Genomic DNA, 13,028 nt, shown 5'->3' with positions numbered 1-13,028 from the left:
TGAACGAACGTTATCGCCAGCATCTCGCACCAGGCAGTTTCACGGTGGAGACCGAGGGGGAAATCACACAGTGGGACACATTCGCCGCGCAGGGTCCCCCTCCCGCGGCACGCGGGCCGCCGTGACCAGCGGCTCGGGCGCCCCGGGCGGAGTGGACCGTGCGCAAGGAGAGCCGCCACCAGGCAGCCGCACCATCGCCGCGTCGGCCGGCGCCCCGATGGTGGGGTTCGTCGGCGAAAGACATGCAAAGGGCACGACTGCGGGATCAGGACCCGTACGAGGAGGACGGGGATCGAGCCACAACGACGCCAGGGACGACGTCATCATGACGACAAGGCTCCCGTCGCGTCACAGGCGCCCACACACCGCATCCGCGATGAGCGCCGACCCGCGGCACCAGCCCCGCAGGCCGGCACCACCGCGGCTTTCCGCAAGGGCTCACGGGGGACAGAGGCGTCCTCGGTGCGCCGACGGGAGGTCGGCCATGAAGGTCACTGGGGCGGTACAGCCCATTCTTCCGCTCTGCCAGCGCCTGTTCCCCGGCAGACTGGCCGGACTTTCCATGGATCTGCTGAAGGCGACCGCCCTCGAGCTGGCGATCCTGGCCGGACACCTGCTCCTCTACCCGTCGGGAATCGCCCAGGAGCGCCCCTCCACCCCGGCCCTCCTCCCACAGGGCACCGCCGCCCCGCTGCCCAGCGGAGCCAAGCCGCCGGTCGTGCTGCTCCACGGGTTCATCGACAACCGCTCCGTCTTCGTCCTGCTGCGCCGTAATCTCGCCCAGCACGGCCGCCAGCACATCGAGTCGCTCAACTACTCACCGCTGACCTGCGACATCCGGACCGCGGCCCGACTACTGGGACGGCATATCGAAGAGCTGTGCGAACGCACCGGGCAGCCGCAGGTGGACATCGTCGGACACAGCCTGGGCGGGCTGATCGCCCGCTACTACGTGCAGAGCCTCGGCGGGGACCTCCGCGTCCGCAAGCTCGTCACGCTGGGCACGCCCCACTCCGGCACCCGTGTCGCGCCGCTCGCGAACGCCCACCCGATCGTCCGTCAGATGCGTCCGGGCTCCCCGGTGATCGAGGAGTTGCGCCAGCCGGCCCCCGGCTGCCGCACCCACATCGTGAGCTTCTGGAGCGATCTGGATCCCCTGATGGACCCGCTGGAGTCCGCCTGCGTCGAGCACCCGGACCTGCTGACGCAGAACGTGCGGGTCAGCGGCATCGGCCACCTCGCCCTGCTGGTGCACCCGGCGGTCGCCGCCGGGATACGGCAGGCCCTCGACCTCGAGCAGCCGGGAGCCACCACCGAGGCCCTGACGGTGGCGTGACGCCGCGGCGCACTCCGCCGGCAAGGCCCGCCACCGCCCCGCCCGACGCCCTCCCGGCACCTCCAGGACGCCCGCACACCCTCGAACATTCATCGAACAAAGAGCCAAGGTCGCGCCCAGGACCGCCGAAACACAGCCGAATGCCCGTTTCCTACTGACGGGAAACCTGCCGAAGATTGTCGCGCCCGCGTACCGCCGGGTACAGTCGCCGCACTGCTCTGGCAGCCCCTGTTGTCGAGGCGAAAGAGAAGTTGGTGGACGACCGTCACCCGTCGGGGACCGCAAGCCCCCCGGCTCCGGCCTCCGATGCCGCCTCGACGCACTACGCGCCGTACGGCTTCCAGGACGGCCACCACGGTGAGTTCACGACCTACACCGACCTCTCCACGGGCGCTTTCGGCACCGGCGGCCCGACGGCCGCCGCCTTCGCGGCCGACCCCCTCTTCGGCGACCTCCCGGGCAGCGGCCCGACCGGCGCGTACGACGCCACCCAGTGGTCCACCGGCGGTGACGCCACTCTCGGCACGGGCAGCCACCAGACGATGGCCTACGACCCGTACGCCGCCCAGCACTACGCCGCGTACGACACCGGGTCCCATGACACGACCGCCTGGGCGGCCGGCTATCAGCAGCTCGCCGGCATCCCCGCGCAGGCCGCGGCCCCCGACGCCACCGGTCAGTGGGACGCACACGCCTGGCTCGAGGCCGGCCGACAGCCGGAGCAGACCCAGCAGTGGGAATGGGGCACGCACTCCTTCGACACGGGCGCGTACGACGCCACGCAGTGGAACTCGGCCGACGCCGCCGAGCACGAGGCGCGGCATCAGCACCCCGCGGACGCCCCTGAATCCCCCGATTCCTTCGAGTCCTTCGAATCTTTCGAGTCCTTCGGCTCCTTCGACTCCTCCGAGCAGGTCCCGTACGAGCACGCCGCCGCTTCGGACGACGAGCCGGATCCCGGTCACGAAGCGTCCGCCGAGGCGTCCCTCCTGCTGGAGGACCAGGAAGAGGTCGCCTTCGTCCCGGCCCCGCGGTCCGCCTCCCGGTCCGCGAACCGTTCCCGGCGCCGCAGCCCGGCGAAGCGTTCCGCGCTGCTGACGGTCGCCGTGCCCTCGATGTGTGTGATGGGGGTCGCCGGCATCGCCGCCGCGACCGTCGACGTGGGCGGGGACGACGGCAAGGAGACCACGGCCAGCGCGTCCGACGCGACCGCGGTGAAACCGTCCGCCGTCAACAACAAGCTGGACTCCCAGCTCGAGGGCCTGTCCGCGGGCGCGCACGACTTCGCGGACCGGGCGAGTCGCACGCAGGAACGTATCGACCTCAAGGCCCAGCAGGTGGCCGAGAAGAGGAAGGCGGCGGAAGAGGCCGCCCGCAAAGAGCGGCTGCGTCCCAAGTTCGCGCTGCCGGTCCTGCAGAGGGGGCTCAGCGCCTACTTCGGGCAGGCAGGCGTCAACTGGATGTCCGTGCACACCGGCATCGACTTCCCGGTGTCGTACGGCACGACCGTGATGGCCGCCACCGACGGCACCGTCCGCACCCAGTGGAACAGCGCCTACGGCAACATGCTGATCGTGACCGCGAAGGACGGCACGGAGACGTGGTACTGCCACCTCTCCAGCTACCGGGTCCCGTCGGGCTCCGTAGTCAAGGCCGGCCAGCCCATCGCATACTCCGGCAACTCCGGCAACTCGACCGGGCCGCACCTGCACTTCGAGGTACGGCCGGGCGGAGGTGCCGCGATAGACCCGCTGCCCTGGCTGCGCAGCCACGGCCTGGACCCGACCTGACCGACTCCTCGGCGGGCCCCGCCGACCGGCGCGGCCCAGCACCGAGCAGGACCGGGACCTACAGCTTCTCCACCGGCGCGTACCGCAGCAGCAGCCGCTTCGGCTTCGTGTCGCCGAAGTCGATCGTCGCCTCCGCGTTCCCTCCCGTGCCCTTCACCCCGACCACCGTGCCCAGCCCGAACTGGTCGTGCGTGACGCGGTCGCCGACCGCCAGGGAGATCACCGGCTTCTCCGTCGCGCCGCCTGCCCGTCGGGTGGCGAAACCGGCCGCACCCGCGGCCGAGGACCGTGACCGGGTCGACGACAGCGACGCCGCCACACCGGAGAGCGGCCCCGCCGGGACGGGGGTGGAGGGGGCGCCGGTGCGCTTCCACTCCACGTGCTGGTCCGGGATCTCCTCCAGGAAGCGCGAGGGCGGATTGTACGAGGGCTGCCCCCAGGCGCTGCGCAGGGCCGACCGCGTGAGATACAGCCGCTCCCGGGCACGGGTGATGCCGACGTACGCCAGGCGCCGCTCCTCCTCCAGTTCCTTGGTCTGGCCCAGCGCGCGCATGTGCGGGAAGACGCCGTCCTCCATGCCGGTCAGGAAGACCACCGGGAACTCCAGGCCCTTGGCGGTGTGGAGGGTCATCAGCGTGATGACGCCGTGGCCGTCCTCCTCGTCGGGGATCTGGTCGGAGTCGGCGACCAGGGCGACCTGCTCCAGGAAGTCGGAGAGCGTGCCCGGCTCGCCTTCCCCGCGCTCCTGCTCGAACTCCAGTGCCACGGCGGCGAGTTCCTGGAGGTTCTCGATGCGGGTCTCGTCCTGGGGATCGGTCGACGCCTGCAACTCCGCCAGGTAGCCGGTGCGTTCGAGGACCGCCTCGAGGACGGTGGCCGGTCCGGCGCCCGACTCCACGATCGTCCGCAGGTCCTCCATCAGCGCGTTGAACCGCTTGACCGCGTTCGTCGAGCGCGCGGCCATGCCGTACGCCTCGTCCACGCGGCGCAGCGCCTGCGGGAAGCTGACCTTCTCCCGCTGGGCGAGGGCGTCGATCATCGCCTCGGCGCGCTCGCCGATCCCTCGCTTCGGCACGTTCAGGATCCGCCGCAGCGGGACGGAGTCCTCCGGGTTCGCCAGCACCCGCAGGTACGCCAGGACGTCCCGGACCTCCTTGCGCTCGTAGAAGCGGACGCCGCCGACGACCTTGTAGGGCAGGCCGACGCGGATGAAGACCTCTTCGAAGACGCGGGACTGGGCGTTCGTGCGGTAGAAGACGGCGACGTCGCCGGCCTGCGCCTCGCCCCGGTCGGTGAGGCGGTCGATCTCGTCGGCGACGAACTGGGCCTCGTCGTGCTCGGTGTCGGCCACGTAGCCGGTGATCCGGGCGCCCGCGCCCGCGTTGGTCCACAGGTTCTTGGGGCGGCGGGACTCGTTGCGCTCGATGACCGCGTTGGCGGCGCTGAGGATCGTCTGGGTGGAGCGGTAGTTCTGCTCCAGGAGGATCGTCGTCGCGTCCGGGTAGTCCTCCTCGAACTGGAGGATGTTGCGGATGGTCGCGCCGCGGAAGGCGTAGATCGACTGGTCGGCGTCGCCGACGACGCACAGCTCGGCGGGGCGCAGGTCGTCCTCGCCCGGCGGCACGTCCTCGGGCCGGCCGCCGCCCGCGGGGCCGACGAGCTCGCGCACCAGGGCGTACTGGGCGTGGTTCGTGTCCTGGTACTCGTCGACGAGCACGTGGCGGAAGCGGCGGCGGTAGTGCTCGGCGACGTCCGGGAACGCGCGGAGCAGATTGACCGTGGTCATGATCAGGTCGTCGAAGTCGAGCGCGTTCGCCTCGCGCAGCCGTGACTGGTAGAGCGCGTACGCCTGGGCGAGGGTCTTCTCGAAGCCTCCCCCACTCTCGGCTCCGCTCGAGCGGGAGGTGCCCCCAGCCGCCCCGGCGGCGAAGTCCTCCTCGTCGATCAGCTCGTTCTTCAGATTGGAGATCTTGGCGCTGAAGGACTTGGGCGGGAAACGCTTGGGGTCGAGGTCCAGGTCGCGGCAGACCAGCGCCATCAGCCGTTTGCTGTCCGCGGCGTCGTAGATGGAGAAGGAGGACGTGAAGCCGAGCTTCTTGCTCTCCCGCCGCAGGATGCGCACGCAGGCGCTGTGGAAGGTCATCACCCACATCGCGTGGGCGCGCGGCCCGACGAGCTGCTCGACGCGCTCCTTCATCTCGCCCGCGGCCTTGTTGGTGAAGGTGATCGCGAGGATCTGGCCGGGGTGCACGCCTCGCTGGGCCAGCAGATACGCGATGCGGTGGGTGAGCACGCGGGTCTTGCCGGAACCGGCGCCGGCCACGATGAGCAGGGGGGAGCCGGCGTGCACGACGGCCGCGCGCTGGTTCTCGTTCAGCCCCTCGATCAGCGCCTGCGCGTCGAGGGCGGGGCGGGGCGCCCCGTCGCGGTAGTGGGAGTCGCGGTCCGGCGGCAGGTCGAACCGCCCACCGAACAGATCGTCCGGAACCGGCTCCGCTCCGTGATCGTCGTCGGGCGGCGGGGGCTCCTCCTCGTGGGCCGGGGTGCCCTTGAGGTCCGCCAGGAAGCTGTCGTCAAAGAGGCTGCTCATCGCTCTCCGAGTCTAGGCCGCCCCACCGACAACCGGTCGCCGCCCCGAGAAGTCCGTCCGGTCGGATCCGGGTCCGGCTCCGGGTCCGGGTCCGGGTCCGGGTCCGGATGCGGATGCGGATGCGGATCCGGTCGGATCCGGGCCCGGTGATCTTCCGCCGCCACCCGCCCGAGCCGTGTCACCGTGCGGGGCCGTGCCGTGACCGGTGGTGACACCACGGCGTGAAGCCTCCCGCCCGCACACCGGCCGCGAGCGGCGCCCCGGGGAACCGGGCACACGGCCCGACTCCGCCCGACTCCACCCGACTCCGGGAGAAACGGCCAACACCCCCCAGACCCCTCCGCATTGACCGAGGAAGACCACACCCACGACCAAGGTCACGAAAATGTATCGGGCATATCGCACATCAACCTTCACACGGGCCGCATCAGTTGGCTACGGTTCCGGGCGGGCCGCACGACCCCCACCGGCGAAGGTCGCCGGGCCGCGCGGCCTCCGCCGAGTCCGGTGCGCCCGCGGGCAGCCGGAGCCGGGGACCCAACCGACCTTGGGGTGAATCGGCCGACCGCCGCGCGGGGGACGGCCGTAGGGCACACCTTCCGGAACCACCCGCCCGAACCCGACAGCTAACTCGGTAGGCGGTGTACGGAAGGAGTCGCCTCCCATGGCGCCGCACCGCAAGGCGCGCCCCTCGGGCACGCGTATCGCAGGCATACGGACTCCCGTCCTCGCGACGGCGGCCCTCACCTCCGTGGCCCTGCTCTCCCAGACGGCGAACGCCGCACCCTCCACCGACGGCAGGCCGAGCCTCGAGGAGGTCGAGAAGAAGGTCGACGAGCTCTACCACCAGGCCGAGTCCGCCACCGACACGTACAACGCGGCCAAGGAGAAGACGGCCAGGCAGCGCAAGCGCGTCGACACGCTCCTCGACGACGTCGCCAAGCGCACCCAGAAGCTCAACGAGGCGCGGGACGAACTGGGTTCGTTCGCCGCGGCGCAGTACCGCACGGGGGCCGCGGCCCCCGACACGGCCACCTTCCTGCTGGCCGACTCGCCTCAGGACTACTTCGACCAGACCCAGCTGATGGGCCGGCTGACCAGCCGCCAGAAGGACGCGGTCGACGAGTACGTCACCGAGCAGTCCACGACGATGCAGAAGCGGCGGGAGGCCACCAAGAGCCTCCAGACGCTCACCGAGTCGCAGGAGAAGCTCAGGACGACCAAGGCGGACGTCCAGAAGAAGCTCGCCACCGCGCGGCAGCTGCTGTCCGACCTGACCGCGGAGGAGAAGGCGCGGCTCGCCGCGATCGAGAAGAAGAAGCAGGAGGAGGCCCAGCGTCAGGCGGAGGAGCTGGCACGGCAGCAGGCGGCCCGGCAGCAGGCGTCCTCGGGCACGACGACCGGCACCTCGGGGTCCTCTTCCACGTCCACGGGATCCACCTCCACCGGATCCACCTCCACCGGATCCACTTCCACGGGATCCACGTCCACGGACACGTACGCGACGAAGGCCGCGAAGGCGCTGGACTTCGCCCGGGCGCAGATCGGCAAGCCGTACGTGTGGGGCGCGACCGGGCCCGACTCCTACGACTGCTCCGGCCTGACCCAGGCCGCGTGGAAGGCAGCCGGGGTGACGCTTCCGCGGACGACGTACGACCAGGTCAACGCCGGCACGACGGTCTCGCTCACCGATGCCCGGCCCGGTGATCTGATCTTCTTCTACGACGACATCAGCCACGTCGGCATCTACATCGGCAACGGCATGATGATCCACGCCCCCAAACCGGGCGCTTACGTGCGCGAGGAGTCCATCTACTACGCCGGCGCGTCCATCATCCACAGCGTGGTGCGGCCGGCCTGAGGCCGCGTACAAGGCCGCCCCACAACTGTCGGATTCTCGGTGATCTGTCGTCAGCTCGTCGTTGGCGACAGATCACCGAGAGTAAGAAGTCGAAGGCTGTCCCGTCTCGCTGAGCTTGGATGAGTCTCATTAATCCGGGCTGGGCGGCCTCGGTTCTCAGGTTTGGTGGCTGCCGTCGAGAGTGCTGTCACTCTCTGGGGTGACTTCCGTCCCGTTCTGGGTGGCTTGTCTCACGGAATCCGTGATGGTCATGCTCATGGGTGGGCTACGAGCGTTGAGGGGCGGCGCTCCGCCGCAGGTGTCGGATTTCGATCTGGCCTGGCTGTCGCACGGAGTCGAGGTACGGAAGCCTCTGGACCATGCGGCCGAGGTGGCCTTCGAGAAGGCGGCTCCGGTCCGGGACTTCCCGTCGTACCGAGGGCAGCGGCACTTTCCCGGGCTGTACTGGGCGGCAGCGACCGAGCGGCATGTCGGGTTCGAGTCGTGGTTGGAGCGCGATCACGCGATCCTCTTGGACTTGATCCGCAGGTCGTGGGGTTCGCTTCGCAGCCGTTCTGGTTGTTCTGGCGTGATGAGGCGTCGGGCCGTGGCCGCTCGCACGCGCCGGACTACTTCGCACGGGCGGACGACGGAACGGGCCTGGTGCTGGACTGCCGTCCGAAGGATCGTGTCGATGCCCGGTCCGCCACGTCGTTCGCCGCGATGCGCCTCGCGTGTTCACAACTGGGCTGGGCCTACCGGCTGGCCGGGGAGATCCCCGCGGTGCGGGCGGCGAACCTGCGGTGGCTGGCCGGCTACCGCCACCGCCGGTATGGGGAGTCGGCGGGTCTGAACGCGGCAGTGACCGCAGCCTTCGCCGTCCCTGCACCGCTGGTGACCCAGGCCGCAGCGGTCGGCGACCCCATCCAGGTTCTCCCAGTGGTGTTCCACCTGCTGTGGTGCGGACAGCTGACTGCGGACCTGTCCTACCCGCTGAGCGACCGCACCCTCGTGAGCCGGAGTGAGGAACGATGAGGCAGGCAAGTCCCCCCGCGTGGGGTTCTGCGCGTTGGCGATCGCGTTCGCTTCGATGGGCGGGTCCATTCGGTGGCCGGACTCGCGGGAACCACGGTCCGACTGATCGACAGCAGCGGGGCGCCATCGTGGGTGATGTTCAGCCACCTGATGGCCTCCAACGGGTTCGAGCTTCTCGACTCCGAGCCGGACACCCCGGCGCTTCCGGCGTTCGGATTGCTGGACACAGTTCCTGAACCTGCTGTGCGCAAGGCTCAGTTCTTCGAGCGCCACCTGATCGAGACCGAGACCGGGGTGCCTCCGGATTCACCACCGGGCACGGCTCCCCAGCCGGAGTTCGATCCGAAGTGGCGCACGATCAACGAGCGGATCGTCGCGAAGGCCGCCGAGTTGACCGCTTCGGGGACACCGGTCTCGGAGCGCACGTTGCACCGCATGAGGGTGAGGTGGCGTGACTCGGGTGTCTGGGGTCTGGTCGATCGGCGGGCCACTCGACTGTCCATGCCAAGTACCGGGCGGGCCGACGAACGCCTGGTGGAGGCCCTTGTCGAGGTGCTGGCCGATCAGGAGGACAAGTCGACCGGCACTCGGAGCCGAGTGATGCGCCAGGCGGAAAGGCTGGTGGCCGAACGTCACGGTGAGGGGGTGGTGCCCATCCCGCCTCGGTCGACTCTCTACCGGCTGGTCAAGGTTCTTTCCGAGGGCCGGCACAGTTTCGATGCGGCCACGACCAGGCGGTCGCTGGCCCGCCGGCCGGAGGCGCCGTTCACTCCGACGATGGCGGCTCGGCCGGGCGAGATCGTGCAGATCGACACCACTCCGCTGGACGTGCTGGCTGTCCTGGACGACGGGGTGACCGGCCGGGTCGAATCGACCATCGCTGCCGATGTCGCGTCGAGGACGATCTGCGCGGCCGTTCTTCGACCGGCTGGCACGAAGGCCGTCGATGCCGCCCTGCTGCTGGCACGGATGATGGTGCCCGAGCCGATGCGGCCCGGGTGGGCGGACGCGTTGCGCATGTCGGCCGCTGGTGATCGTCTCGACTCCGACGATCCGCCATGCCGAAGCGACCGGCCGCAAGCGCATCCTGCTCAACCGGCACCAGCACTCGGCCCGCCGGGGACTGATCGTCTCCGGTCTCGCCGGGACCGGGAAGACCACCGCTATCACCCAACTGGGCAAGAACTACGAACAACTGGGGCGACGTCGGGGAGAGATCCCCCCGAAGGCCCTGCCGGTCGTCTACGTCACGGTCCCGCCGGCCGCGGCCCCGAAGATGCTGGCCATCGAGTTCGCCCGGTTCATCGGACTGCCGCTGCCGTCCCGCTACAGCCAGGTCGAAGTCACCAACAGGGTCTGCGACCTGCTCTGCACACTCGGCTGCCGCCTCGTCCTCATCGACGAGCTGCACAATCTCGACATCGGCACACGGGTCGGTGCGGAGGCGTCGGACCAGATCAAGTACCTCTCCGAACGCATCCCCGCGACGTTCGTCCTGGCCGGCGTCGACGTTGAGGGAACCGGGCTGTTCGCCGGACGCCGCGGCGGACAGATCGCCAGCCGCTACAGCCTCATCCCCAACCAGCCCGTTCCGGCACAAGACCGCGGAAGAACGGGCGGCTCGGCAGTCGCTCGTCGCGACGCTGGAGGAAGCGCTACGGCTGCACGCGCACCGGCCGGGCACCTTGCTCAAACTCAGTGCCTACCTGCACGACCGCACGGGCGGCGTGATCGGCAGCCTGTCCCACCTCGTCCGGGAGGCAGCCCTGGACGCCATGCTCGACGGCACGGAAAGGATCACACGCGCCTCTCTGGAGCGTGTCGACCTGGACGAGAGCGCCGAGCAGCAGAACCTCCCCCGCGCACGCCAGCGCCGCGCACGCGCTTCGAAGCGAACCGCGTGATCACCGGGCTGCGGGTTCTCCCCTTCACGCCACCACCCGTTAGCGGCGAGACGATCGGCTCCTACCTGAACCGGCTCGCCGACGCGAACCACCTCACCATCGGGCACCTCTCGTCCTTGATCGGCCCGGGTCGCCGATATCGCCGAGATGACAACCGAGTCGGCTATTGGACGACCTCGATGCTGCCCCGGCTGGCCGCCCTGACCGGGCGGAGCGTGTCCTCGCTGGTCCACGCGATGCCTCCGCTCGGCACGATCAGCGATCCGGGTCTGCGACTGCCGCCCTCCCTTATTGAAGAGATCACCGAGCCTGGTTCACCGCCGATGCCAGCACACCGGCGCTTCAGCAGCGATGGCACGATCGACTCCACGTGCTGGGAGAGGACCCCTTCGGCGACCCATACCGTCCATCCGACGCACGAATCGAGCTGGCCACCTATCCCGAAGCCGTTGTTCTCACTGAATTGTTCGTCTCACCGCACTGGCGAGACCATCCCCAGTTGCCCGCAGAAGCGGCACGGCGTCTCGGCATCTCTCCCCGGCAGCTGCCACCTGACGTGACCAGGAAACCGCGACTTCAATGAGAACCCTGACGCGGCCGTCTCAGACCTCTCTCGTGGGGTGCTCAAGGCGATCCGGCGTTTCAAGGTGATGCAAAGTCATGAAGCGTCAAGCTCAAGCCGAGTCGTCCAGATGGTGGAAGGCTCCTTCGAACTCTCCAGACGCGAGAAGCTCGGCGATCACGCTCACCATCCCTCGGATGCCGGGATCCCGAACGATCAGCCCGTCCGAGCACCAGAAGCATCGGCCGCCTGCGGCTTCTCCCGTCTCCTCCCACCTCTTCATCAACCGGCTGACCTCGGCGACTGTGAAGATCGTCGCACTCCAGCGTGAGCCATTTGGGAGGTGAACCTCAGCATCGACGTTGCAGACCTGGTCGAGTACCTCACCAGGGTTCGGGAGGAAGAAAGCCTCGAAGCCATCGGTTCGGACGCGATAGTAAGGGCCGTCCCATCCGGCCTCGGAACGCAGTTCCGTGCTCATGCTGGTCACCTGGGGAGGATCCCAGCCCGCGACGGCGGGCACAACTGGCTTGCGGGCAGCTGATCACACTGGTGACACCCAGGCCAGTGAGCAGGTAGTTTGCGGGACGACAGAGAGAAGAGTTCGCATGGACTCCCGGATCATCCGCATCCGACGCAAACTAGCCAAGGTGCCCTACGCCGCGCTGCGAAGCCACTCCTTTGGTGAAGAGAAGCACCGGTTCCGCCTCGAACCCCCGCTGCCGGACACGAAGGCCGCCGAGTTCGAGGCCGATCACGACATCGAACTGCCCGATCCCTACCGCAGCTTCCTGACCACACTGGGCGGGGGCGGAGCATCGCCTTTCTACGGCCTGCTGCCGTTGCAGTCATGCCGACCGTTCACGATGGACCACCAAGACGAGCCCAGCCGCCCTCGGGGGTTCACGTTCGCCAGCTGCCCGCCTCACCGAGGTGACCTGTTCCTGCACATCATCGAGGCAGGGTGCACCGACCTGGTGCTTCTCGGTATCACCGGTCCCCTGACGGGCCGCGTCGTCACCGGAAGCGCTGACGGCTTCTGGGGCCCCAACGTCTCGTCCGCCACTGACTTCCTGGCCTGGTACGAACGCTGGCTCGACCACATGCTCGCCGGGCGCGACAACCGTGACCTGGAACTGACCTCACCAGCCCTGCGAGCGCCGGTCGACCGCATCCTGAGGCAGCACCGGAACTGCGCCCGAAGGGTCCATGCCGCATAGAACGCCAGCATCACTTCGATCGCGCCAACGATCATGGAGTAGCCCATGGGTGCGCTACCGCGATGTCCCGCGCGTGTCAGGACCTACAAACGCAGCCATCCGTTGCTTGGAGCGCGATCGACTGATACCCGGGATCGTCGCCACGGCCGTGAGCGTGTGGTCCGCCCGAGTCCACGGGACCCAGCGACGTTGGAGGCCATGGGAGGCCGAATTCACCTGCGCCTGCTGCGGCGAAGGCTGGGCCCGCGACAAGCTCGAAGAGACTATCTTCATGCTTCCGCCCCGAGCCTCAGGCGAACTACGAGCACGGGTCGATGGTCTGGACTCAGTGTTGCTGCGGCGGACCCATCACGAACCACAGGCAGCTTCCGAACTGGCCTGGTGGCACCGCAGGTTCTGATCACGGGAGCTCGCGTTCGTCGTCCCTGGAAATGCCATCTTCAATGAGACTCTCGCCACCGACGTCTCAGCAAAAGTGACAATTCGCAGGCCAGGGCCCCCTTGTCAGACCGTGATCGACGGGATGGCCATCCCCTCCTGATCAGGCACACCACCAAGGCGTCGGGCCCACCCGCCTCGAATCCCAATCAGACCTGACAACACGCAGGTTAAGTAGACATCTATATGTCGCCATGAATGAGACGGGACAGTAAGAAGTCGAAGGCGATCCCGCGACAGCCGGGGGCCACGAACTCCCGCACCAACGGAAGCAGTCGCTCCGTACTGCTGGCGCCTGCGCCGTGGAACACCA

Annotated in this window: 10 protein-coding genes and 1 riboswitch; of the genes, 6 read left to right on the top strand and 4 right to left on the bottom strand. The window is 68.9% G+C overall.

Features of this window, described 5'->3' with window-relative positions:
- The first annotated feature begins 484 nt into the window (after positions 1-484).
- Both ACFYMU_RS17970 and ACFYMU_RS17965 read left to right on the top strand, forming a co-directional pair.
- Positions 485-1,336, top strand: a complete 852-nt coding sequence (locus tag ACFYMU_RS17970; protein WP_388373832.1) for an esterase/lipase family protein — start codon at positions 485-487, stop codon at positions 1,334-1,336.
- A gap of 254 nt (positions 1,337-1,590) precedes the next feature.
- Positions 1,591-3,126, top strand: a complete 1,536-nt coding sequence (locus ACFYMU_RS17965; protein ID WP_388373831.1) for a M23 family metallopeptidase — start codon at positions 1,591-1,593, stop codon at positions 3,124-3,126.
- A gap of 58 nt (positions 3,127-3,184) precedes the next feature.
- Here the strand turns inward: ACFYMU_RS17965 and pcrA are convergent, their stop codons facing one another.
- Positions 3,185-5,716 (bottom strand): DNA helicase PcrA, encoded by a 2,532-nt coding sequence (gene pcrA / locus ACFYMU_RS17960; RefSeq protein ID WP_388373829.1) that lies wholly within the window; start codon positions 5,714-5,716, stop codon positions 3,185-3,187.
- Positions 5,717-6,202: 486 nt separating this feature from the next.
- Positions 6,203-6,372: riboswitch (cyclic di-AMP (ydaO/yuaA leader) on the top strand.
- 8 nt (positions 6,373-6,380) lie between these two features.
- Here pcrA and ACFYMU_RS17955 point away from each other — a divergent pair.
- On the top strand, positions 6,381-7,577 hold the full coding sequence (locus ACFYMU_RS17955) for an NlpC/P60 family protein (RefSeq protein ID WP_388373827.1): 1,197 nt from the start codon (positions 6,381-6,383) through the stop codon (positions 7,575-7,577).
- 531 nt (positions 7,578-8,108) lie between these two features.
- Entirely contained in the window at positions 8,109-8,591 is a 483-nt protein-coding gene (locus tag ACFYMU_RS17950; RefSeq protein WP_388373825.1) for a TnsA-like heteromeric transposase endonuclease subunit, read from the top strand.
- A 254-nt stretch (positions 8,592-8,845) separates the two neighbouring features.
- On the opposite strand, the gene ACFYMU_RS17945 is transcribed toward ACFYMU_RS17950, so the two are convergent.
- Positions 8,846-9,016, bottom strand: coding sequence for a hypothetical protein (locus ACFYMU_RS17945; protein ID WP_388373823.1), 171 nt, complete (start codon positions 9,014-9,016; stop codon positions 8,846-8,848).
- Positions 9,017-9,265: 249 nt separating this feature from the next.
- Positions 9,266-9,610, bottom strand: coding sequence for a hypothetical protein (locus tag ACFYMU_RS17940; RefSeq protein WP_388373821.1), 345 nt, complete (start codon positions 9,608-9,610; stop codon positions 9,266-9,268).
- 11 nt (positions 9,611-9,621) lie between these two features.
- Here ACFYMU_RS17940 and ACFYMU_RS17935 point away from each other — a divergent pair, with 11 nt between their 5' ends.
- Positions 9,622-11,055 (top strand): TniB family NTP-binding protein, encoded by a 1,434-nt coding sequence (locus tag ACFYMU_RS17935; protein ID WP_388373819.1) that lies wholly within the window; start codon positions 9,622-9,624, stop codon positions 11,053-11,055.
- Between the two features lie 114 nt (positions 11,056-11,169).
- Here ACFYMU_RS17935 and ACFYMU_RS17930 read toward each other — a convergent pair whose 3' ends face one another.
- On the bottom strand, positions 11,170-11,538 hold the full coding sequence (locus tag ACFYMU_RS17930; protein WP_388373817.1) for a hypothetical protein: 369 nt from the start codon (positions 11,536-11,538) through the stop codon (positions 11,170-11,172).
- Between the two features lie 127 nt (positions 11,539-11,665).
- On the opposite strand from ACFYMU_RS17930, the gene ACFYMU_RS17925 reads away from it, so the two are divergent.
- Positions 11,666-12,277, top strand: a complete 612-nt coding sequence (locus ACFYMU_RS17925; protein ID WP_388373815.1) for an SMI1/KNR4 family protein — start codon at positions 11,666-11,668, stop codon at positions 12,275-12,277.
- The last annotated feature ends 751 nt before the right edge of the window (positions 12,278-13,028 follow it).

Origin of the sequence: Streptomyces sp. NPDC007264 (genome assembly GCF_042869095.1) — a bacterium.
Classification (GTDB): Bacteria; Actinomycetota; Actinomycetes; order Streptomycetales; family Streptomycetaceae; genus Streptomyces.
This window is presented reverse-complemented; position numbering and strand designations above follow the sequence as displayed.

Excerpts from the sequence above, each read along its gene's own strand:
- ACFYMU_RS17930 (WP_388373817.1), bottom strand. The coding sequence starts at position 11,538 with ATGAGCACGGAACTGCGTTCCGAGGCCGGATGGGACGGCCCTTACTAT.
- ACFYMU_RS17955 (WP_388373827.1), top strand. The coding sequence starts at position 6,381 with ATGGCGCCGCACCGCAAGGCGCGCCCCTCGGGCACGCGTATCGCAGGC.
- ACFYMU_RS17940 (WP_388373821.1), bottom strand. The coding sequence starts at position 9,610 with ATGCGCAACGCGTCCGCCCACCCGGGCCGCATCGGCTCGGGCACCATC.
- pcrA (WP_388373829.1), bottom strand. The coding sequence starts at position 5,716 with ATGAGCAGCCTCTTTGACGACAGCTTCCTGGCGGACCTCAAGGGCACC.
- ACFYMU_RS17970 (WP_388373832.1), top strand. The coding sequence starts at position 485 with ATGAAGGTCACTGGGGCGGTACAGCCCATTCTTCCGCTCTGCCAGCGC.
- ACFYMU_RS17925 (WP_388373815.1), top strand. The coding sequence starts at position 11,666 with ATGGACTCCCGGATCATCCGCATCCGACGCAAACTAGCCAAGGTGCCC.